The organism is Scytonema sp. UIC 10036 (assembly GCF_009725235.1).
This window is the reverse complement of the sequence record NZ_WJFC01000074.1, coordinates 1-20,406: the sequence shown is the minus strand read 5'-3', so window position 1 is coordinate 20,406 and position 20,406 is coordinate 1. Positions and strand designations below refer to the sequence as shown.

Genomic DNA, 20,406 nt, shown 5'->3' with positions numbered 1-20,406 from the left:
CCTTGTCCTCCTTGTCTCCCTTGTCCCCTTGTCCCCCTTGTCCTCCTTGTCCCCCTTGTCCTCCTTGTCCCCAGTTACCGCTCGCTGCTGACTGGTTCTCGTAAAGAATCGGCTGTTTTTTTGATAAAGCTAGCTGTTGGAACTGCCATTAGTAAACCTAAGACTCCTGCAAACTTTGCGCCTAGAAGTAGAGAGATAAACACCCAAGCAGGATTAAGCCCGGTAATACCTCCTATTAATCGAGGTGCAACAACATTTTCGTTAATTTGACCGAGGACAACAGCAACTATTAACACCTTGAGTCCCAGCCATACATCTTGAAACGCTACCAAAACGCTGATGAGTGTGATACTCACAACTCCACCAAATGGGATTAAGCTTGCTACCCCAATCCCCAGTCCAAAAAGTAACCCAAAGGGTACTTGTAATGCCAGAAATGCAAGCACCATAATTGCACTGAGAATAATGGCAATGATTGCTTGACCTGCAAAGTAGTTTTGAAAACTTTGCTTGAGAGATAATTGAATTTGGTTATACCAATTAGGGGGTAACCAGCTTAAAAGCCCCTCCCAAAGACTTTTGCCATACAACACTAGAAAAATAGTAAGTACTAAAGTTAAAACAAGATTGAGCGCACTATTAATAGTATCAAGTGTTACACCAATAATTTGTCTGGTAAAAGATTGCATCGCTCCAGTCAGTTGACCTGTAAGTTGACTAGCAATTCCACTGATATCAACGGGTAGCTGCTGAAACAGTGTTTGCTCGTCTAAGGCTTGTAGTTCTTGCTTTCCTGCTTCAATCCAAGCTGGTACGCGGTTGCCAAACTCAACAAGTTGTTCAAACACTAACGGTCCTAAGACCAATCCCATAATACTAAACAGCAGTAGCGATATGAGGAGCACAAGCCCAATGGCCAAACCTCTTTTCACTCCTCGCTCTTCTAAAAATACAATAGGGTAGTTTAGTAGAAAAGCGATCAGGCTGGCTGTAAATACAATACTCACGATTGGTTGTAAGTATTGACAAAGCAAAAGTATGAGCCAACCATTGACAAAGATGATAGGAAATGCTAATCCTACATTCAACCAGCGTGGTAGTTTTTTAGTACCAGTCATACAATTTTGGATTTTGGATTTTGGATTTTGGATTTTGGATTTTGGATTTTGGATTTTGGATTGAAAACGTCTCACTTGGACTTGATTTTATCCAACTATCTGTCGCAAACATTTTTTGAATCGGTATAGCTAAGTAGTTGGACACAATTAATTTCAATAACATTTTTGCTTTGCCCAATGCCCCATGCCCAATGCCCAACCTTTATGAGTGTACTTAATTTAGTCCAGTTACTTAAAAAATATCTGCGGGATCTGCGGTTTGCAGTTTCCGCATTGCTACCGCTCCAGAAAAGCCACACATACCTACTGTTAGCACAAATACGGTTATTGCTCGACTTGTTGTCATGGCAATCGGTAGCAGTGTTGCTGCATATGTCAATTGGTATAGTGCGCTTGCGATCGCAAATCCCGGTATAAAACCTAAGACTGCCAATAACAGGGCTTCTTGTAATAACACGCGCATAAGATAACCATCGCTGTAACCCATTGCCTTGAGTGTGGCATACTCCGGTAAATGGTCGGCAACATCGCTGTAGAGAATCTGGTAAACAATGATGATTCCTACAATAAATCCCACAACCACACCCAGCCCAAAAATAAATCCAATTGTCCCCTGGCTTTCCCAATAGTATTTTTCCACGCTAGCAAAGCCTTCGGGTGTTAAAATTCTTACATCCCCTGATAATTCTTTTGCCAACTCTGCTTGTACTTTGGCTGCATCAAAACCTGGTTTCAGCTGAATCAAACCAACTTCTATGTGGTTGGGTTGACGTTCTGGAAACAATTTCAAAAATGTTGAATCGCTGGTGATGACGTTGCCATCTGCCGCAAAGGATGAACCAACGGTAAATAACCCTGTCACTTGAATATTTTGCTGGTTCAATTCCGCTTCTAGGGTTCCTTGTCTTTGCAGCTTACTAGCAATATCTCCATATTCCGGACGCCCTGCACGATCGAACAACACGTGATTCAAAAGTTTTACTTGTGTTGCATTTTGCTTGATTTCTGGTAACTTCAAACTAGGGGCGTCTGGTTCAATTCCCCATATGAGAATAGCACGAGTCAGACGGTTTTCTGGATTTTTCCACTGTCCCGAACCTATATATATAGAACTTACTGATTTTACTGCTTCATGACCCAATGCTTGATAAAGTCTTTCTCTAGAGAAGGTTTTCACTGAGAACAAAGTTTGGAATTGGGGATTTGTCATCACTAAATCTGCTTCCAGCAAGCGATGGGGTAATGTAGCGCTGTCGTAAAGAGCATCTTGAAACCCCAGTTGCACGAACATCAGCATATCCGCAAAGGCAATGCCTGCAACTGCGATCGCCAAACGGGTTTTTTCTTTCATCACTTGCCGCCACGCTAGCGGTGTTCTGCGTAACCATCTACCAAACATAATTGCTTCCCTTGATGAATTTATACCGAACATCCGTTATCTTTTAAATCAAAGACAAAGTTATAATTCAATGGCTGTTTGCACTTGTAAATTGGTTAAACCTGCAACCTTTTTACTGTCTTCAGGGTTAAGACGAATTTTTACCTCAACAACTCGCTTGTCTAGGTTCTCTCCCGGTTGATTGCTGAAAACATTTTGTCTGTCAACTTGCAAGCCAATATGGGAAACAACTCCTTGGAGTGTTCCTTTCACGGCTTGACTGGTGACAGTTGCCTTTTGTCCGAGTTTAACTTTGTTAATATCAGATTGATAAACTTCTGCGACAGCAACCATGCGATCGATTTGTGCCAAGTCAACAATCCCGGATTCGCTCATCTTTTCTCCCTCTCGCGTGTGAATCTTCAGAATATTTCCTGAAATAGGGGATCTAATGTAAGCTTTTTCCAAGTCGGTTTGTGCTTGTTTAACAGATGCAATGGCATCATCAACTTCCGCTTGCGCCGCTTGCACATCTACAGGACGAACTTCAGCAATTTTATCAAGGGTGGCTTTAGCTTCGGCTATTTCTGCCTGTAGTGTATTTGCTGTACGGTTCTGGTTGGCTTTTGCTTCCATTAACTGTGTTTGGGCAGTTTCAAAAGCTAATCTTTTGTTGTCAAAGTTCAAGGCAGATTCTGCTCCTTCTCGGTACAGCATTTGGTAGCGATTGTATTCCGCACGAGCAATATTCAACTCAGATTGACGGCGAGTAATAATAGCTTTTTGAGTGGCGATTTCGCCCTGTAGTTGGGCTTTTAAACGCTTTATTAAAGCTTTTTGAGCCGCAATTTCTCCAGTTTTTGCTCCTGCTTTAACTTGGGCAAGTTTGGCTTGAGCCATCTTGACTTGCTCTTGTGCTTTTTTAAGCGCATCTTGCAGTCTATCCCTCGAATCAAGAATTGCCACCACTTGTCCAACTTTCACGCGATCGCCCTCTTGAACCAGGAGTTTTGTCAGGCGATCGCCATCCAATGCCAGAGGAGCAGACAGCTTAATGACTTTAGCTTCAGGTTCCAATCTTCCCAAGGCTGTCACTTTTTTCATTGGTGAAGTTGTTACCACTGGTGCAGGTTTTTGACTCACTCCTCCAAACTGAGAAATGCTATAAACAACTGTTCCACCCATGATGGCAGTCGCACCGATAACTAAAGCCATCAACCATTGATTTTTTTGTTTAGATAAATTACTTATCATACGTCATATGTCCTTTGTCATTTGTCATATTTCCTTTGTCCTTTGTCCTTTGTCCTTTGTCATTTGTCATTTGTCCACTAACAACTAACCACTAACAACCAACAACTAACCACTAACAACCAACAACTAACCACTAACCCCATACTTTTCCAAATAAGCAGTTACCATTTTGCCCAACAAATCAAACTGTTCTGTAATAGAAATCCTGTCATTCTTCATAAGCAATTCTAGAAATAAGCCATCAATTAGACACATAACCAACCAAACTAATACTCGATCTTCAACACCTAACAACCTGTAAAATATTTGTTCGTACTCCTTATTTGCATGCTGAAACACATCATGACCCTGCATATCCTTAAAGTCTGGATGCTGACAGAAATCAACGAGTAGATAAGTCCATTTAACGTAGTAATCCTGCTTTTGAACTAGGTATCGCCCCAACACCTCTAATCGTTCTTTTGGAGTTTGTGCTCCTTCCAACTCAGCGATCGCTAACGATACATCTCGCTCGCATATTTCTTCCACTAATTGCTCAAATAGAGCTTTTTTATTGGGAAAGTAATGATAGAGGGTTCCGGTAGACACGCCCAAGCTTTCGGCAATCTGGCGCATGGTAAGAGCGCTGTATCCTTTCTCAGCAAACAAGCTAAAGCATTTACTCAGTAATTCTTTACGATATAACTCATGGTCTACTATTTTTGGCATACATCATATTTATATCGAACATTCGTTATATAAACTTTAATCAAGGAGTAGCTCCTTTGTCAAGACCATGCTCTTATGTACGCACTGTATACAGTGGTGTTTAGCTTAAGTATTTATTCTCTAATAAGTATATATAATTACATCAAAATTTCATAATTTTCCTTGAAATAAACTGATACAGTAACAAGTACGTATTTTTTTTAGATAGAGATGACTTGGCAATGTTCTCCTAATGAACTCAACTTTATTTATAACTTGCACATTCTACCTGCATTTCGCTTTACTTGCCTGCACTACAGATACTTATACACTGACTACTGCCATTGAAATAGCAGCCGTTATTGTAAATTTGTCATTGCTTGTTTGTTTGTTCAATCATCGTCACAGTGCTCAAGTTAAACTTCTCGCAAGGATTGAGCAGTTGCAGAGCGAGATATCCGTGCATAAGCAGATAGAAGCAGATTTACAAACAGAAAGAGAGTTCTTAAATGCCAATGACAATGGAAGAGATCCCCTTGTTTCGAGCATTTCAAGGAGAGACGGTTCAGAACGTAGAAATGGTGGTAGCTCCAAAAGACAGATCGAAGCGCACGTTCTTAAGGACGTATTGGGAAAATATCGATTTGAAATTGTAGTTATTTAAACATGAATCGAGATTACGTTACTATGTCGCGTCAAAAGAAAGAGCCAAGTGGATGCGGATGCTCAAATATTCCGATTTCCATAATCATTGCTATCTTAGGAGGTGGTTATTGGTGGTTCAGCCAGCCAGGACATTTAGACATCAGCCGCCTTTTGCCTGAGAATTTACCAATAACTATTCCTTTTGTAAGTTCCACTCCAACCGCTACTTTAACTCCCAGTCCAACAACTTCTTCAACTCCTACTGCAACGACTTCTTCAACTCCTACTCCCTCTTTCTCAAGCACTTCAAATTCCGCTTCTAACGATCGCCTTGCTTCACCGGAAACAACTCCTCCTCAAACAACACCATTATCTCAAACTCCTTGGGAGAAAAAAGTCATTAGAGGAATTTATTTAAGTCGCTACCAAATTACTAATAATGCCAACGAACAAACGATTCGTGAAAGAGTTCGATACTATCGTTCTCAAGGAATTAATACCATTATTCATGGTGTTTGGGGTAATGGTTGTACGATGTACAATAGCAACGTTATGCAGCAAACGTTAGGGTACAGAAGTTGTCCCAACCAGTTTCAAGATAAATGGCTTGATTGGTTGATTGATGAGGCGCACAAACAAGGAATGCAAGTTCACGCTTATTTTGAGAAAGGTATTAAAATAGATAAAAACAGTCCGATTTACGATTTAGCAGTTTCTCGGAAATGGATTGTTCCTGGTGTGGATAAAACCTACGCTGGCATCGATCATTATGTTCTTGATGTGCAGATTCCTGAGGTAGCAAATTTCTTTAAAAATATATTAGTAGAGTTCGTCCAAAAGTATCCGAAAATCGATGCAGTGCAGTGGGATGATTATTTAGGTTATCATGCTGAATTACCAGGCAAAATAGATCGCACCGCTAGTTTAACTGATTTTTTGCAGCAAATGATAACTGCGATGAAACAAGCTAACTCGACCGTTAGTTTTGATATTTGTCATCATAATCCTTATTGGGCTAAACGGTATTTTGCAGCTGATTGGCAAAACTGGAATGTCGATCGCGTGTTTATTCAAGCTTATAATGATAATGAGACAAATTTCAAAGAGGAATTAAATTATGCGAAAAAATATGCTGGAATTGCCATTAGCGAGCGGCAATTTCATCGCTTAAAAGAATTAGTAGATAACCCAGCGATCGAGAGTATTTTAGTTTTCCCCCTGGCTGGCAAACCAGAAGAAACAGCTTCTACCTTAAAAACCTTGACACAAAACAATAAATAAGATAAGTAGTTCTCAACGCGAGCACGCATATTATTCGGTGACGTTCCTTCTCATAGACTTAATTTGTCCGCGCTTATTTTTGCTATCGAGACGCTTTTTTTGAGAGTTGCGAGTTGGCTTGGTAGGTTTGCGTTTTATTTTCAGTACGGCTACGCTTTTGATGAGTTCTTGCAGTCGTCTCAAGGCTTCCTCCCGGTTCTGCTCTTGGCTTCTGTGTTCTTGAGACTTGATAACAATAACTCCTTCTTGGGTGATGCGTCGATCTTGAAGCTTCAAAAGTTGTTCTTTGTAAAAATCGGGTAATGATGAAGCCTTAATGTCGAAACGCAAGTGAATGGCGGTGGCAACCTTGTTAACGTTTTGCCCTCCTGCGCCTTGTGAGCGAATCGCACTAATTTCGATCTCGCTGTCGGGAATCGTAACTTTGGTAGAAATTTGCAGCATTATTCATATATAACTTATTTTTCTCAAAAAAGCTCAGAGCTTTAATGAGCGATCGCACATAGATCCGTAATAACTCTGTAGCAATTCATGTTAACCATATGAAAAAGCCAAAGGAGATCTTCGATTGTATTATAGAAATCATCCCTGAATGCAATCCAAAATGGACAGAATCTTTGTTTAAAGCAACCGAACGTCAATTAATTGCACTATCAAACTATTATGCTCTGCTCGATAAAATTCCTGATGTTACCGATATCAACAGCGAAACTATCAAAATAGGAGATCTTGTGGCTCTTAACTGTCAGGATGAAAACGGAAAAAATTACGAGCATTATGGTGTAGTTATAGCCAGTCAAAAAGGTTTTAGAGTTGCTCATTTCTTCACAGGGGCAACTGTAAGAGTTCAAAATAGTCTTGTGGAGAAAGGTTTCGGTTATGTTCATGAAATCTCCTACTCTCCAGAGTGGCTTGTCAAGGAACATCTATCCGATTCTAGTCCTTATAGTCAAGTTGAAGGACGTATCAAAGAGTCAAGAAAACAAGAAAAGAGAGTTTGGGATAAATTTAGTTATAACTGCGAACATTGAGCAAGGCATATGTTTTGCGGGGAGCCTAGATGCACACAGTTAGAGAAATTAAGGAGAAAGAATTCGGACGATCGCTCAAGCATCTCGTGAGTACTTGGGCAGGTTGATAACAATTTGTGAAACGAGTTAGCTCTTTTTCCTTTGGGGAAAGTTCAGTTCAGATTAATTGTGATTGCCGTACCCTTAAGTTTTCCCTCTAGGGGGTGGTATAAGAGCAACCCTTGATTTGGATAGTCGAACCGATATCTACGATTTGAGGGTAGTATCTTCCCAGAGCGTACTTGGGTAATGAAGTTTTCCAGAGAAGAGCGTATAACTTGTCGGGTTAGTGAACTTACGTTGGTGTGATTCTCAATCAGCATCATAAACAAGTCCAAGCTGCGGTTGTCTTGACCTGCAATTAAATGACCCCCGTCTAAGAAAGTGCTTGCTACAAGCTTTTTATCGATTTGTTGGATTTTGAAGAGGGTATAGTACCGCCTTATGTCCTTAGAATCATTCACATAGCAAACCCAGGAACCGTCTGGGTTTTGAATAAATCCTTGCTGTGCTAAGTAAGAAAGCTGTGAAGGACTTCGATCGCCTAATGCGGGGGGGAGCAAGTCTCCTATTGTATCGAAAGAGCAAATCTTTGGTTTTGTTATCTCCGGATCGGCTACAGTTGTCACCTGTGCTGTTGCAACACTAGAAATCGCCGCAAGCGCAGACATCTGGAGAGCCAATGCGCTAAACAAACGCTCAATTATATTCATGTTTTTCCTTCTACTTTTTTAAAAAGAATGTGCGATCGCACTCTGCAAAGGTTGTGCGATCGCTCCTGAGTTAAAAACTTGAAATCCGCTCTTCATGTTGATGGCAGGTTTTTGAAACTGCTTCGAGCGATGTCAGTTGTGTGTGGAGATGCTCACCCTGAACAACTTTATTCTGAAATACAAATGTGAGTATCTTGTGAGGATTTATATTGAGTTTTACTTTTAAATAACTTTCCAAAAATGAGGTGATACATATACACTGTAAATGTTGGGTTTCGTTCCTCAACCCAACCTACGTGTTTTCGTATGCAGTATATACGTTAATTAGGGAGACAATAAAATTGTCTCCCTAATTTATAAATGAATATTAAAAAATTAACCAACACAAAAAAGTTATAATGAATGAGAAACCACTAATTGTTTTATAGTGAATTGAGTAGATCTACCCATAGACAGTGAATTTAGGTTTCTTGAATTCAGCTCGGGCATCTCTTGCCAGCAACTGCGGCAAAACCAAGAAACTTGATTTTTACGGATATGGCGTAGCAGTTGGTTAGAGCAGCAGGGACAAGTCGTCATAATTTTTAAACCCCATTATGTTAAACGTACTGAATCTATGGTTCGGTCTACGTTATTGAACTGAATTTTGTCTGTGTTAAATGTAGTTAGAATATTTGAGGAATTTTTGAAGATCCGGCTTTTGTTACAAAAATGTAATGTTAGGTAACGTTTGTACAAAAACACAAGCATGGTTCAGCTTCCCGACTTTCTGGAGGATACAGAGTCGCGAAAGGTAAATCTCACACCCCACCTCGTTCCCAGCCTCAGGCTGGGAATGCATTTTAAGAGGCTCCGCCTCCTGATTTAGCTTACACGCAAGGCAGAGCCTGCTATGCTGCATTCTGTGGAAGAGCCACCAGATCGATAGGGGGTAAACTGAGAGGTGTCGCCTCCCATGAATTCACTTAATATTTTGAAAGATGATTTTTAGTAAATCGACTTGCGAAAAAGGTTTTGTCAGATATCCGGTTGATTTAACCATTTTTGCCTTGGCTTTATCGATAAATCCCGTTCGTCCCGTTACCATAATGACAGGGGTATTTTGAAAATATGAATGCTTTCTTAACAAAGAACAGATTTCATACCCGTCTAAGTTGGGCATTTCAATATCAAGTAAAATGATGTCCGGTTTAATACGGATAATCTGCATTAAAGCTTTAAGAGGATCGCTAATTCCTGTAACAGTAAATATTTGTTGATCTAAAAAGTTTTTCACAGCATTGACAACAACTGGACTGTCATCAATACAAACAACTTTATAAAGTCTGTTTTCGGTAGAAGGTTGAAAAGTTTCTTGTTTTGTATTATCATTCTCTGTTTCAGGAGCGGTATTGCTAGGAATCAAAAACTGACGCTCGTCATTGTTAACTTCATTGCTTTCCTGTCGGACAAACTTTCGCTCAATTTTTGCTTGATATTTTCGGGCTTTTGCCTTAATGTATTGTATGCACTGCTGTTGAGCACTTGCAGGTTTAGCATTTCTCTGCTTTTTTCTATCTTGACATTCTTCAAAAAGTACGCGTAAATCTAAATGACAGAATATTGGTAAATCATTCAGGCAAGTTTCTGGTATGAATTCGTAGCTGCCGTCTTCAATACTCAGTAACGGCTCTAACACGTCTAGTGCCAATTGCTCTATTAACATTCCTGCTTCCGCAGAGGTTATGTGATTTTGATTAACCAACCAGCAAATAACTCTATATTCCGGGCTTTCTATGGATTGATTACTATTAAGTTCTAATAATGATTGGAAGTGTTTATCGATTGCACTTCGTAGATTGGGGACTTGCTCGCTTAGCTGTTGCAAATTTCTATGAAGAATATCAAACATTTGCTCGCTATAGGAAATATAAACGAGTTTGCCTTTCTCCATATAAATTAGCCAGGAAGCCGATGGACTATAAACTTGCCAACAACCAGTATTGGGGTTACTAGCCATTTTATTTAGTAGAAATAGCGGCTGTATTTTCTGGAAAAACCTGTATCTACCAATGGGAAGTGTAGTCATATTCATGGCTCTAAGTTGAAATTAGGATTTGCAACAAAATTTGAGTTGTGAACAAATTTATGCATGACAATATCATGCCGGGATAATTGCAACATATTTAGATAGCAAATTCCTTTATGTTGACATAAGGAAGTGCTATGCGCTCTCCTAAGTACGCTTGTTCTTATACAGCCCAAGTTGTAGAAATTAGAAGTGCGAAGTTACAGCTAATTCACAAAACTGGCGGTACTCATTGTTATGGAGTCTTGTTTGGAGATGTTTGATTCCTACTCAATTAATTTGTTAACCCTGTAAATTTATAATTTTTTCGGCTACATTAGCCTTTAGAAGAGTAAAGATGGAATCACCGACAGCTTGTATGGAGAATCTCAGCATCTGTTGGAGGTAGATTTGGGCGCTCGCACCCAGCCGCAAAACTTGGCTGACTGTAAAGTGTTGATATAGTAGACAGCTTTTCTCAAAAAAGGTTCTCATTTGACATAAGCGCATAGCAAGACTTTCTTGTCTTTTCATGCATCTTAAGCATATAGGCACATTTTGAGGCAGCTTGCTGTGACTGTATAACAGTTGTCCGCTCAATAGCCCTGTCTCTAACCAACTTATCACACTACCTTGAGTATAATTCATGGCAAACTTTCTCCAACGGTGACTGGGATGTCAATTCATACGACAACAATACCCGGTAGAAGGCAGCTTAGGTTGGTGAAGAAGAGAGTCAATTCTTCACGCGCATTTGGGAACACACTCTGACGTTGTTTTATGATGGGCAGTCACCCTGAGGCACATGATGCCAATTCCAACACTGTTCTTCAAAATTTAAGAACTGCAGTGCATACCTGAAATATAAAAATTTTTAGTTAATCGGTAGATGATAAACAGCTTACTCCCGAACACCAGGGCAGGGGATAAGTAACTTGCTCTCTAACATTTAGGTTACTATAATTTTCAAAAAAAAGTTAAAGGATGTGTAAAGAGTAATATAAGTGAATAAAGAAACCATAAAAGGTTATTGTTCTTCCAACATAAATGTCTTGTGAGGATGTACACTATTTGGTATTTTTTTCAGTGTATATACTTAATTATCTATTAATAGAGAAATTATTACAACTTTATACTCCGTGTATCGAAAAATCAAGGCTGATTTTTCTAGTGTAATTATACTGGATTTTAAGTTGTTAATGTTACTAGTTATAGTAATGAAACTCCTATTACTTGCAATACTGCGTAGGTTTTGCATAAAAATACGAAATTACGTAGGTTGGGTTTCGCACTATTTCCCTTAACCGAGTAGTATTGCTATTACTTGGAGTAGAGGTTCAAAAAAATGTACTTTTTTTGACACAATGTTGCAGATGCGATCGCGGCTACTGTAGTCAGGGGAGAGATTTCGTTTTAAAATTCCTACAGTTAGTCTTTTAGAAAATTTGTCATCAGTCTAAAGAGAGAAAATCTTATTCAAAAAACTTATAGTTATTTTGATACAAAAAATAATTTATACAAAATTTTTGAAAAAATATTTTTATACTAATGTGTTTTTATACATAACTGCGAAGCTGCTGGCAGGAAAAAATTAAAGAAATATCTCCATAGTTAGACATCTACAGAAATTAATGTACATTGTCTGCGCTCCTTGTAGAGGCTCGTAAAACAGTGCGTCTTTTCATATTTATGATGTGTCTTTACACCGTTTTTTGCTCCCGTGTTTATTACAAGTCCTAAGATATTCAGAAATCAGTTATACAATACTAGTATTATTTATTACGTTTTACTAATTGCAATTTATTATACATAGCAAGAAAAAAAATTTAAGTAAGAACGAGCGCCTCAAAGCTTCACAGAATCTTTACAAAACGACTGCAGAAATCCTATTTGATTTTTAAAACACCCCTTGAAAATAGGGGTTGAGGAGTATTATCCTTACTGGGTGAGAATTACAACCGAAATTTTGGCTACACTGGAACAAGGTTTGCTATCAAAATCAAGTGACACAAATCAATATACAAGTTTCAGAAGAAAGCTCTCGAACAATTCCTGACTCGGATGCGCGTTTAGATCGTTACCTAAGGCAAGAATTACCAAATCTATCTCGTTCCAGGATTCAACAGTTAATTGAGCAAGGTAACGTCCAGCTGAATGGGAAACCCTGCACATCCAAGAAGATATCTGTAAAAGCAGGGGATAATATCACTCTGAATATACCAGAAGCAGAACCACTGGAACTTCAACCAGAAGAGATACCTTTAGATATTCTTTACGAAGATAGTTCTTTACTGATTATTAATAAACCAGCAGGTTTAGTTGTTCATCCCGCACCAGGTCATCAAGATGGTACTCTTGTAAACGCTATCTTAGCTCACTGTCCCAATTTACCGGGAATTGGGGGAGTTCAAAGACCGGGAATTGTTCATCGATTGGATAAGGATACGACAGGGGCTATAGTTATTGCCAAAACAGAACAAGCTCATCAAGCATTACAAGCTCAACTGAAAGCAAAAACTGCAGGGCGAGAATACTTAGGGATCGTCTACGGTGCGCCCAAAACGGAAAGCGGTACGATCGATCTACCCATTGGTCGCCATCCAGTCGATCGCAAAAAAATGGCAGTCGTTCCAGTAGAAAAAGGTGGAAGACTGGCGGTAACACACTGGAAAGTGAGAGAACGTTTGGGTAATTACACCTTAATGCACTTTCAATTAGAAACTGGACGCACCCATCAAATTCGGGTTCACAGCGCTCAAATAGGTCATCCCATTGTTGGCGATCCCGTCTATAGTTCTGGTCGTTCTGTGGGAGTTAACTTACCCGGTCAAGCACTCCATGCTTGGAAACTGAAGTTGCAACATCCGGTATCTGGGGAATGGATAGAAGTGAGTGCAGCTCTTCCTCAGATTTTCACAACTTTACTAGAGGTTTTACGACGAAGAACACAGATCCCTAACTCTCGTTCCTAGCCTCTGGCTGGGAACGCATTACTAGAGGCTCTGCCTCACCATACAGGAGGCGGAGCCTCCCGTGAGGCATTCCCAGGCTGAGCCTGGGAACGAGGTGGTGTAAACAGCGATCGGTGACCGATGGGTGATGAACTTTATAGTGCCAATTGTCTATTTTGTCAATTCTTAATTCCTAAAAATTTATATTCAATCTGCCATCTCGCTAAAGAGACAAAAATGAGAAATCTTACAAAATCTTCTTTAATTAACTTAACGTAACTTTACACTGAATCCTTCCATTAAAGCTGCTATCATTATCAACCTAACTCTAGGTAATGTTACTTTTGACCGTTTATTAGATGGCGCTCTAATTAGGTAAAGATAGGCAAAGGAATATGTCGAATTGTAAATTCACGCTGATGCCGATCGCACTAAAAGCTTGATGGATAAAGGGATTTTGTAAAAAACTGTATGGTTTTACACAAGTTTACAAGTTTTAACAATAAATTTAGTCAAGGACTATATAGAATCTAAAAAGTAATTAAGAAATCGAGCAAAGAACTAAGGCTACAACAAGCAAATGAATTGCACAATGCAACCGTTATTTCCGTTGATTGTGTAGGTAATTTGTGCTGTAATTTCTATGTGATTATGCTGCGATTTAAGAATTGCTTTGAACGTAAGCGCAAGCCAATTTTAGAGATTGGATAAGCTGCAATAAAATTGAGGAGAAAAGAACAATGCTAGATGCTTTTTCTAAAGTCGTTGAACAAGCTGATAAAAAAGGTTCTTACCTAAGCGATAACGAAATTAACGGATTATCAGCATTAGTTGCTGATAGCAATAAGCGTTTAGATGTGGTTAATCGCCTCACCAGTAACGCTTCCTCTATTGTGGCAAACGCATATCGCGCTTTAGTCGCTGAACGTTCTGAAGTTTTCAATGCTGGCGGTGCTTGCTTCCACAACCGCAATCAAGCTGCTTGCATCCGTGATTTAGGATTTATTCTGCGTTATGTCACTTACTCTGTATTAGCAGGTGATGCTAGCATTCTGGACGATCGCTGTTTAAATGGTTTGCGTGAAACCTACCAAGCATTGGGTACTCCTGGTGATGCTGTAGCTTCTGGAATTCAAAAAATGAAAGATGCTGCCATCAAAATTGCTAACGATCCCAATGGCATTAGCCGAGGCGATTGCAGCCAACTTATGTCTGAAGTTGCTAGCTATTTCGACCGGGCTGCTTCTGCTGTAGTTTAATACAGTTTTTTACAAGTGACTTTCTTGAGAAGAACCTAAAAATTCAGAGATCTCCTCAAGGAAACAATTTCTGAGTTCTGAGCCATCACAGCTATTAACATTTGGAGATTAAGAAGATCATGAAAACCCCACTCACTGAAGCGATCTCAACTGCTGATGTTCGCGGTACTTATCTCAGCAATACCGAAATACAAGCTGTTTTTGGTCGTTTCAACCGTGCGCGTGCAGGTTTGGATGCAGCCAAAGCATTTTCTCAAAATGGCAAGAGATGGGCAGAAGCAGCAGCTAATCACGTGTATCAAAAGTTTCCTTACACCACTCAGATGCAAGGACCTCAATACGCTTCTACCCAAGAAGGTAAAAACAAGTGTGTACGGGATATCGATCACTACCTCCGCACCATTAGCTACTGCTGCGTCGTAGGCGGTACTGGTCCTTTGGATGAATATGTTGTTGCAGGCTTGAGCGAACTCAATAGCGCTCTCGGTTTGTCCCCCAGCTGGTATGTAGCAGCACTAGAATTTGTCCGCGACAATCACGGTCTAAGTGGTGATGTTGCTGGTGAAGCTAACACCTACATTAACTATGCAATTAATGCATTGAGCTAAGAAACAACTTAACGTCTTTTGCTAGTGGCTAATAGCTAATAGCTAATGGTTAATTGCTAATAATATTGATAGCAATTAGCGATCGGCGGTTAGCCATTAGCCACAACTTTTAAGTAATGAGCAGTTAGCAAAATTGGAGTTTGAGAAAGATGACTAGTTCAGTTGTAGAACGGCTAGGAGTTAACGATTGGGTAGGCAAAAAAGTTGAGCTACGCCAAAATTGGAACGAAGATGATTTGCAACTAGTATTTCGGGCTGCTTACGAGCAAATATTTGGTCGCCAGGGAGTCTATGCCAGTCAAAAATTCAAAAGCGCTGAATCTTTGTTGCGGAACGGGAAAATTAATGTCCAACAATTTGTTGAGATTTTAGCTAAATCCGAATTTTACAAAGAGAGATTTTTTTACCAGAACTCCCAAGGACGTTTCATTGAATTAAACTACAAACATTTGCTGGGACGCGCTCCTTACGACCAATCAGAAATTGCTTATCATGTAGATCTCTATGCTTCTCGTGGCTACGATGCTGACATAGAGTCTTACATTTACAGCCCAGAGTATGAAAATGCTTTCGGGAGTTATGTTGTTCCCTATTATCGTGGGTTCAAATCAATTCCGGGAATGAAGACAGTAGGATATAACCGCATATTTGCACTGTATCGTGGTAGTGCTAACAGCGATAACGCACAATACGGTGGTAGAAATTCCCGTTTGAGATCGAAAATCTCGATGAACTTGTCAAACATGATTGTACCATCAACATCTCCATATGGTGGTGGTTTGACAGCAGCGCCATCCCTCATCAGTTCTCCTGTAAGAGGTGATAAGCGCATGTTTGTGATTGAAGCAGTTCTGGGTTCACAGAACACTGGTGTAGCAGTACGCCGTAGCAGACAAGTCTACACAGTACCCTATGAAAGACTCTCATCTATCTATCAAGAAATTCACAAGCGTGGCGGTAAGATAGTCAGCATTACTCAATCCTAAAACATAATTTAAAATTCGTAATTTGTAATTATTCATTCAAATTACGAATTACGAATTACGAATTACGAATTATTATGACTACCACTCATCAAACAGAACCAATTCTTTCAGAAGAAACTGCGATCGCAGCCCTTAAGAGTGAAGATAACCAAATTCGCTATTATGCAGCTTGGTGGTTGGGAAAGCACAAAATACAAGCAAGTTGTGCAGCACTATGTGAAGCTCTATTTGATGAACGTTATCGAGTTCCGAACGGTGGTTATCCTCTACGCCGTCAAGCAGCACGAGCGTTAGGTCAACTGAAAAATCCACAAGCTGTCACTTCTTTAATAGCAGCACTAGAATGCGAAGAAGATCTGCGCCTGCGGGAAGCAGCAATTCAATCGCTGGGAGTTATTGCGGATCTAAGGGCTGTTGAGCCTTTAGTCAAACTTCTGCAATCTTCAAAAGAAGAACCATACGAAGCGCTCATTGAAGCGTTAGGTACCTTAGAGGTCTGGTCAGTTCGTCCTCAAATAGAGTCTTTTCTCAATCATCCATCTGAACGAGTGCAGTGTGCAGCTGCTCGCTACCTGTATCTTTTAACTCAGCAACCTCAGTACATTGAACGTATTCTTAAAAATCTCAACCACGAGAATATGTATTTGCGTTGGGCTGCTGTGTTTGATTTAGGGGCGGTTGGTCATCGACAAGCTATTGAAGCCATTTTGGCAGCTCGAATTCCAAACAGTCTCAAGCTGCTGAATTTGAAACGAATTTTAGAATCGGTTTTAGATAGTAGTGAAATTTGCGATCGCGAAACATCTGACTTATTGTTTAAAGCAATTGATGATTTGCTAATTCAACTTTAAACTTTGACAAATGACAAACATCTCTGCATTAATCCAAGCCTTAAACAGCAACCATGCTGCATGCGGGACGGTTGTGGAGTCTTTAGTAAAGCTTGCACCCGCAACCGTAGAACCACTGATTTCTGCTTATCGTAGTTCTACAGACCAAGGCGTACAAGCATATATAATTCAAGCTTTGGCTCAAATTGGCGATCCCAGAGCAGCAGAGTTGCTAGGGGATGTTGTGGGTACAGCAGTAGCCAATCACTGTCAGGGTAATGTCCGTCGTGTTGCAGCACGCGGGTTGGGACGGATATGTTGTACCACCGATAATCCTGGTGTGACTCAGTACGCTATGGAAAAATTGACTTGGGCTTTACTTGCTCCTGATGATTGGGGATTGCGTTACGCAGCCGCAGTCTCTTTGCAAGAAATTGCAACACCAGATGCATACAATGCTTTACAAATGTCTTTCCATCAAGAGACCGATAAAGTTGTGCGATCGCGAGTCAATAAGGCTTTGGTAGGGAGTAGGGAGTAGGGAGTTCTATACAGTACTTAAACATTTCACTTCCAAAACTACGTTTTGGAGGTGGTTTTGCTGTTTGTCAACTTGCATGAGTCATTGGACACAATTCATTTCAATAATATTTTTGCTTTGCCCAATGCCCAACCTTCATGAGTGTCCCGTCCATTTGCATATCAAAATACAATACAAAAGTCAACCTCCGATCTCAAAAATTTTGGATTTGTCTTTTTAGCCCTGCTTTTTGCGCTGAATTTATCTCACGAAGAAGAATTTTATAAAGCTGCAGAAATATTTAGGGACGTTTTGTTAAGAATTATTTACATAACGGTGTGAGCGATCGCGCTGGATAAGAAACTGCAATATGTTGGCTTAACTAGGTTGTAACAATAATAAAAAAAATATTAATAAACGGAAATCATGGTTTGGAAAAAATGAATATTAACTTTTGCTACAGTTTTTTTTTCTTTTCTCAGGCTGAGTGTCTTATATGTAAAGGATTTGAGGCTTTTCTTATTGCTCTATCTCATTTCTTCATAATTTGTAACAGATAATGCCCCAATAGCTGTTGTATAAACATAATCTGGAGGGGTTAAAGAACAGACGAAAGTTAAAAGAGGCAATCAGTTCATCAGGTTTGCCAGTTTCTCATAAAATCACACCAGGTTCTCATAATCTCTCGCGAATGCTCAGGCAGGCTAGAGAAGAACGTTAAGAAGAGAAACAGTTTATTTCGGTATCTGTTGTTTACCATTCCACTCATTCATAAAACAATCTCAGTTTTAATCAAGACAGCACTCAACTAAGCGATTAGGAGAAAAAAGTCCATGTTAGACGCATTTGCTAAGGTGGTTTCTCAAGCCGACTCCAGAGGTGAATTTTTGAGCACCGAGCAACTAGATGCTCTCAACAACCTGGTTAAAGATGGCAGCAAGCGCTTGGATGCTGTAAACCGCATCACCAGCAACGCTTCCACCATCGTTACCAACGCTGCTCGTACTTTGTTTGAAGAACAGCCCCAATTGATTGCTCCTGGTGGTAACGCATATACCAACCGTCGTATGGCGGCTTGTTTGCGCGACATGGAAATCATCTTGCGCTATGTTACTTACGCAATTTTAGCAGGTGACGCTAGCGTATTAGATGACCGCTGCTTGAACGGCTTGCGCGAAACATACCAAGCATTAGGTACCCCTGGTTCTTCCGTTGCAGCTGGCGTTCAAAAAATGAAAGACGCTGCGATCAAAATTGCTAACGACCCTGCAGGTATCACCCCTGGTGATTGCAGTGCATTGATTTCTGAAGTAGCTAGCTACTTCGATCGCGCTGCGGCTGCTGTTGCCTAATAGCACAAGAAAAGCCCAAAACCTAACAATAAGGTATCTAGGCATAAAAAAACGTAACACCGAGGAGATTGTATACCATGAAAACCCCAATTACCGAAGCAATAGCAGCTGCTGATACCCAAGGACGTTTTCTGAGCAACACCGAATTACAAGCTGTTAATGGTCGTTTCGAGCGTGCAGCAGCAAGCTTGGAAGCTGCTCGTGGTTTAACAGCCAACGCTCAGCGTCTGATTGACGGTGCAACACAAACAGTGTATCAGAAGTTCCCTTACACAACCCAAATGCAAGGACCTCAGTACGCTGCAGATTCTCGTGGTAAGTCCAAGTGTGCTCGTGACGTTGGTCACTACCTGCGGATTGTTACCTACTCCTTGGTTGCTGGTGGTACCGGTCCATTGGATGAGTACTTGATTGCTGGTTTGGATGAAATCAACCGCTCCTTTGAATTATCTGGTAGCTGGTATGTAGAAGCTCTGAAGTACATCAAATCCAACCACGGTCTCTCCGGTCAAGCCGCTAACGAAGCTAACACCTACATTGATTACGTCATCAACGCTCTAAGCTAGATCGCGTATTGCCCGGAGAGGGATGCAAGTGCTGGATGAGATCACCTAGCAGTTGAATCACGCTCCGGGCATTGTTTTACCTGGGGAAAGATAAAAAATACTTATCAAAGGCATTTTGTAGCGGTACCGATTTGAACGAAGAATGCGACAGATAGTTGGATGAAATCAAGTCCAGAGAAGACTTTATTCAATCCAAAATCTAAAATCTAAAATCCAAAATGGTATTGGCTGAAGTGCTAAAGAAATAGGGGGAAAGAAAAATGGCGATTACAGCAGCAGCATCCAGGCTGGGGACTGAGGCTTTTAGTGATTCACCTCGAGTAGAACTACGCCTCAACGCCAGCAAAGACGATATCGAAGCGGTGATTCGTGCCGTGTATCGGCAAGTATTAGGTAATGACTATTTAATGGCATCAGAACGTCTTAAGAGCGCCGAATCACTCCTGCGAGATGGGAATCTGACAGTCCGGGAGTTCGTGCGTACCGTTGCCAAGTCAGAACTTTACAAGAAGAAATTTTTCTACAACAGCTTCCAAACTCGAATAATCGAACTCAACTACAAACATCTGTTGGGTCGTGCTCCCTACGATGAGTCAGAAGTTGTTTATCACTTAGATTTGTATCAAAACCAAGGGTATGATGCCGAAATAGATTCCTATATTGATTCTGTAGAGTATCAAACTAACTTCGGCGACAACGTTGTACCATACTATCGCGGTTTTTCAACTCAACCAGGACAAAAAACAGTAGGATTTAACCGGATGTTCCGGTTATATCGCGGTTATGCCAATAGCGATCGCGCTCAAGTAGAAGGAAAAACCTCTCGTCTGGCTCGCGAACTGGCAACAAATAGCGCATCCTCCATCGTAGGACCTTCGGGTAGTAACGAAAACTGGAGCTACCGTGCATCAAATGATGTTGCACCTCGGAAGAATTTAGGGAACGCTGTAGGTCAAGGCGATCGCGTTTACCGAATTGAAGTCGCAGGGCTATTAAGTCCGGGTTATCCCAAGGTACGCCGCAGCAGCACTGCTATATTTGTGCCATACGAAAGACTTTCTGAGAAGTTACAACAACTTCAGCGCCAAGGCGGCAAAATTGTCAGCATCAACCCTGCTTGATAGGGGTTAGGGGTTAGGGG

At 40.5% G+C, this 20,406-nt stretch carries 20 protein-coding genes; 12 read left to right on the top strand and 8 right to left on the bottom strand.

Annotated elements, in window-relative coordinates; genetic code table 11:
* Window positions 1-74: 74 nt before the first annotated feature.
* The 4 genes from F7734_RS29770 to F7734_RS29755 form a co-directional block, all read right to left on the bottom strand.
* Window positions 75-1,118, bottom strand: coding sequence for an AI-2E family transporter (locus F7734_RS29770; RefSeq protein ID WP_155748185.1), 1,044 nt, complete (start codon window positions 1,116-1,118; stop codon window positions 75-77).
* A 232-nt stretch (window positions 1,119-1,350) separates the two neighbouring features.
* Window positions 1,351-2,517: an ABC transporter permease DevC gene (gene devC, locus F7734_RS29765; protein ID WP_155748184.1), complete on the bottom strand. Its 1,167-nt coding sequence runs from the start codon at window positions 2,515-2,517 to the stop codon at window positions 1,351-1,353.
* A gap of 60 nt (window positions 2,518-2,577) precedes the next feature.
* Window positions 2,578-3,750 carry an ABC exporter membrane fusion protein gene (locus tag F7734_RS29760; RefSeq protein ID WP_155748183.1) on the bottom strand — a complete coding sequence of 391 codons (1,173 nt, stop codon included), beginning with the start codon at window positions 3,748-3,750 and terminating at the stop codon, window positions 2,578-2,580.
* A gap of 126 nt (window positions 3,751-3,876) precedes the next feature.
* Window positions 3,877-4,458 carry a TetR/AcrR family transcriptional regulator gene (locus tag F7734_RS29755; protein WP_155748182.1) on the bottom strand — a complete coding sequence of 194 codons (582 nt, stop codon included), beginning with the start codon at window positions 4,456-4,458 and terminating at the stop codon, window positions 3,877-3,879.
* Window positions 4,459-4,690: 232 nt separating this feature from the next.
* Here F7734_RS29755 and F7734_RS29750 point away from each other — a divergent pair, with 232 nt between their 5' ends.
* Together F7734_RS29750 and F7734_RS29745 are read left to right on the top strand one after the other, a co-directional pair.
* Window positions 4,691-5,101 (top strand): hypothetical protein, encoded by a 411-nt coding sequence (locus F7734_RS29750; RefSeq protein WP_155748181.1) that lies wholly within the window; start codon window positions 4,691-4,693, stop codon window positions 5,099-5,101.
* A gap of 23 nt (window positions 5,102-5,124) precedes the next feature.
* Complete coding sequence (locus F7734_RS29745; protein ID WP_155748180.1) at window positions 5,125-6,363, top strand: family 10 glycosylhydrolase; 1,239 nt, start codon at window positions 5,125-5,127, stop codon at window positions 6,361-6,363.
* A 30-nt stretch (window positions 6,364-6,393) separates the two neighbouring features.
* Here the strand turns inward: F7734_RS29745 and arfB are convergent, their stop codons facing one another.
* Window positions 6,394-6,807, bottom strand: coding sequence for an alternative ribosome rescue aminoacyl-tRNA hydrolase ArfB (arfB, locus tag F7734_RS29740; RefSeq protein ID WP_155748179.1), 414 nt, complete (start codon window positions 6,805-6,807; stop codon window positions 6,394-6,396).
* A 98-nt stretch (window positions 6,808-6,905) separates the two neighbouring features.
* Between arfB and F7734_RS29735 the strand changes: the two genes are divergently transcribed.
* Window positions 6,906-7,394, top strand: a complete 489-nt coding sequence (locus tag F7734_RS29735; protein ID WP_155748178.1) for a hypothetical protein — start codon at window positions 6,906-6,908, stop codon at window positions 7,392-7,394.
* 152 nt (window positions 7,395-7,546) lie between these two features.
* On the opposite strand, the gene F7734_RS29730 is transcribed toward F7734_RS29735, so the two are convergent.
* From F7734_RS29730 to F7734_RS29715, 3 genes are all read right to left on the bottom strand, one after another.
* Window positions 7,547-8,146 carry a hypothetical protein gene (locus F7734_RS29730; RefSeq protein ID WP_155748177.1) on the bottom strand — a complete coding sequence of 200 codons (600 nt, stop codon included), beginning with the start codon at window positions 8,144-8,146 and terminating at the stop codon, window positions 7,547-7,549.
* A gap of 961 nt (window positions 8,147-9,107) precedes the next feature.
* Window positions 9,108-10,214 (bottom strand): response regulator, encoded by a 1,107-nt coding sequence (locus F7734_RS29720; RefSeq protein WP_155748204.1) that lies wholly within the window; start codon window positions 10,212-10,214, stop codon window positions 9,108-9,110.
* A 282-nt stretch (window positions 10,215-10,496) separates the two neighbouring features.
* Window positions 10,497-10,841 (bottom strand): hypothetical protein, encoded by a 345-nt coding sequence (locus F7734_RS29715; protein ID WP_155748175.1) that lies wholly within the window; start codon window positions 10,839-10,841, stop codon window positions 10,497-10,499.
* Between the two features lie 1,364 nt (window positions 10,842-12,205).
* On the opposite strand from F7734_RS29715, the gene F7734_RS29710 reads away from it, so the two are divergent.
* From F7734_RS29710 to F7734_RS29670, 9 genes are all read left to right on the top strand, one after another.
* Entirely contained in the window at window positions 12,206-13,165 is a 960-nt protein-coding gene (locus tag F7734_RS29710) for an RluA family pseudouridine synthase (protein WP_347566306.1), read from the top strand.
* Window positions 13,166-13,884: 719 nt separating this feature from the next.
* Window positions 13,885-14,403 carry a phycocyanin subunit beta gene (locus F7734_RS29705; protein WP_155748174.1) on the top strand — a complete coding sequence of 173 codons (519 nt, stop codon included), beginning with the start codon at window positions 13,885-13,887 and terminating at the stop codon, window positions 14,401-14,403.
* Between the two features lie 119 nt (window positions 14,404-14,522).
* Window positions 14,523-15,011 (top strand): phycocyanin alpha subunit, encoded by a 489-nt coding sequence (locus F7734_RS29700; protein ID WP_155748173.1) that lies wholly within the window; start codon window positions 14,523-14,525, stop codon window positions 15,009-15,011.
* 149 nt (window positions 15,012-15,160) lie between these two features.
* The gene (locus F7734_RS29695) at window positions 15,161-15,997 is read left to right on the top strand and encodes a phycobilisome linker polypeptide (protein WP_155748172.1); all 837 of its coding nucleotides are present in this window, start codon (window positions 15,161-15,163) and stop codon (window positions 15,995-15,997) included.
* A 74-nt stretch (window positions 15,998-16,071) separates the two neighbouring features.
* Window positions 16,072-16,848: a HEAT repeat domain-containing protein gene (locus F7734_RS29690; protein ID WP_155748171.1), complete on the top strand. Its 777-nt coding sequence runs from the start codon at window positions 16,072-16,074 to the stop codon at window positions 16,846-16,848.
* Window positions 16,849-16,858: 10 nt separating this feature from the next.
* Window positions 16,859-17,368 carry a HEAT repeat domain-containing protein gene (locus F7734_RS29685; RefSeq protein ID WP_155748170.1) on the top strand — a complete coding sequence of 170 codons (510 nt, stop codon included), beginning with the start codon at window positions 16,859-16,861 and terminating at the stop codon, window positions 17,366-17,368.
* Window positions 17,369-18,180: 812 nt separating this feature from the next.
* Complete coding sequence (locus tag F7734_RS29680; RefSeq protein WP_155748169.1) at window positions 18,181-18,699, top strand: phycocyanin subunit beta; 519 nt, start codon at window positions 18,181-18,183, stop codon at window positions 18,697-18,699.
* 77 nt (window positions 18,700-18,776) lie between these two features.
* Window positions 18,777-19,265 (top strand): phycocyanin subunit alpha, encoded by a 489-nt coding sequence (gene cpcA, locus F7734_RS29675; protein WP_155748168.1) that lies wholly within the window; start codon window positions 18,777-18,779, stop codon window positions 19,263-19,265.
* 260 nt (window positions 19,266-19,525) lie between these two features.
* Complete coding sequence (locus F7734_RS29670; protein ID WP_155748167.1) at window positions 19,526-20,386, top strand: phycobilisome linker polypeptide; 861 nt, start codon at window positions 19,526-19,528, stop codon at window positions 20,384-20,386.
* Window positions 20,387-20,406 lie beyond the last annotated feature (20 nt).

Bases quoted from the DNA above. Each gene is read 5' to 3' on its own strand.
- F7734_RS29735 (WP_155748178.1), top strand. From the start codon at position 6,906: ATGAAAAAGCCAAAGGAGATCTTCGATTGTATTATAGAAATCATCCCT.
- devC (WP_155748184.1), bottom strand. From the start codon at position 2,517: ATGTTTGGTAGATGGTTACGCAGAACACCGCTAGCGTGGCGGCAAGTG.
- F7734_RS29685 (WP_155748170.1), top strand. From the start codon at position 16,859: ATGACAAACATCTCTGCATTAATCCAAGCCTTAAACAGCAACCATGCT.
- F7734_RS29750 (WP_155748181.1), top strand. From the start codon at position 4,691: ATGAACTCAACTTTATTTATAACTTGCACATTCTACCTGCATTTCGCT.
- F7734_RS29690 (WP_155748171.1), top strand. From the start codon at position 16,072: ATGACTACCACTCATCAAACAGAACCAATTCTTTCAGAAGAAACTGCG.
- cpcA (WP_155748168.1), top strand. From the start codon at position 18,777: ATGAAAACCCCAATTACCGAAGCAATAGCAGCTGCTGATACCCAAGGA.
- arfB (WP_155748179.1), bottom strand. From the start codon at position 6,807: ATGCTGCAAATTTCTACCAAAGTTACGATTCCCGACAGCGAGATCGAA.
- F7734_RS29755 (WP_155748182.1), bottom strand. From the start codon at position 4,458: ATGCCAAAAATAGTAGACCATGAGTTATATCGTAAAGAATTACTGAGT.
- F7734_RS29670 (WP_155748167.1), top strand. From the start codon at position 19,526: ATGGCGATTACAGCAGCAGCATCCAGGCTGGGGACTGAGGCTTTTAGT.
- F7734_RS29680 (WP_155748169.1), top strand. From the start codon at position 18,181: ATGTTAGACGCATTTGCTAAGGTGGTTTCTCAAGCCGACTCCAGAGGT.
- F7734_RS29760 (WP_155748183.1), bottom strand. From the start codon at position 3,750: ATGATAAGTAATTTATCTAAACAAAAAAATCAATGGTTGATGGCTTTA.
- F7734_RS29730 (WP_155748177.1), bottom strand. From the start codon at position 8,146: ATGAATATAATTGAGCGTTTGTTTAGCGCATTGGCTCTCCAGATGTCT.
- F7734_RS29770 (WP_155748185.1), bottom strand. From the start codon at position 1,118: ATGACTGGTACTAAAAAACTACCACGCTGGTTGAATGTAGGATTAGCA.
- F7734_RS29705 (WP_155748174.1), top strand. From the start codon at position 13,885: ATGCTAGATGCTTTTTCTAAAGTCGTTGAACAAGCTGATAAAAAAGGT.
- F7734_RS29720 (WP_155748204.1), bottom strand. From the start codon at position 10,214: ATGACTACACTTCCCATTGGTAGATACAGGTTTTTCCAGAAAATACAG.
- F7734_RS29695 (WP_155748172.1), top strand. From the start codon at position 15,161: ATGACTAGTTCAGTTGTAGAACGGCTAGGAGTTAACGATTGGGTAGGC.
- F7734_RS29715 (WP_155748175.1), bottom strand. From the start codon at position 10,841: ATGAATTATACTCAAGGTAGTGTGATAAGTTGGTTAGAGACAGGGCTA.
- F7734_RS29745 (WP_155748180.1), top strand. From the start codon at position 5,125: ATGTCGCGTCAAAAGAAAGAGCCAAGTGGATGCGGATGCTCAAATATT.
- F7734_RS29700 (WP_155748173.1), top strand. From the start codon at position 14,523: ATGAAAACCCCACTCACTGAAGCGATCTCAACTGCTGATGTTCGCGGT.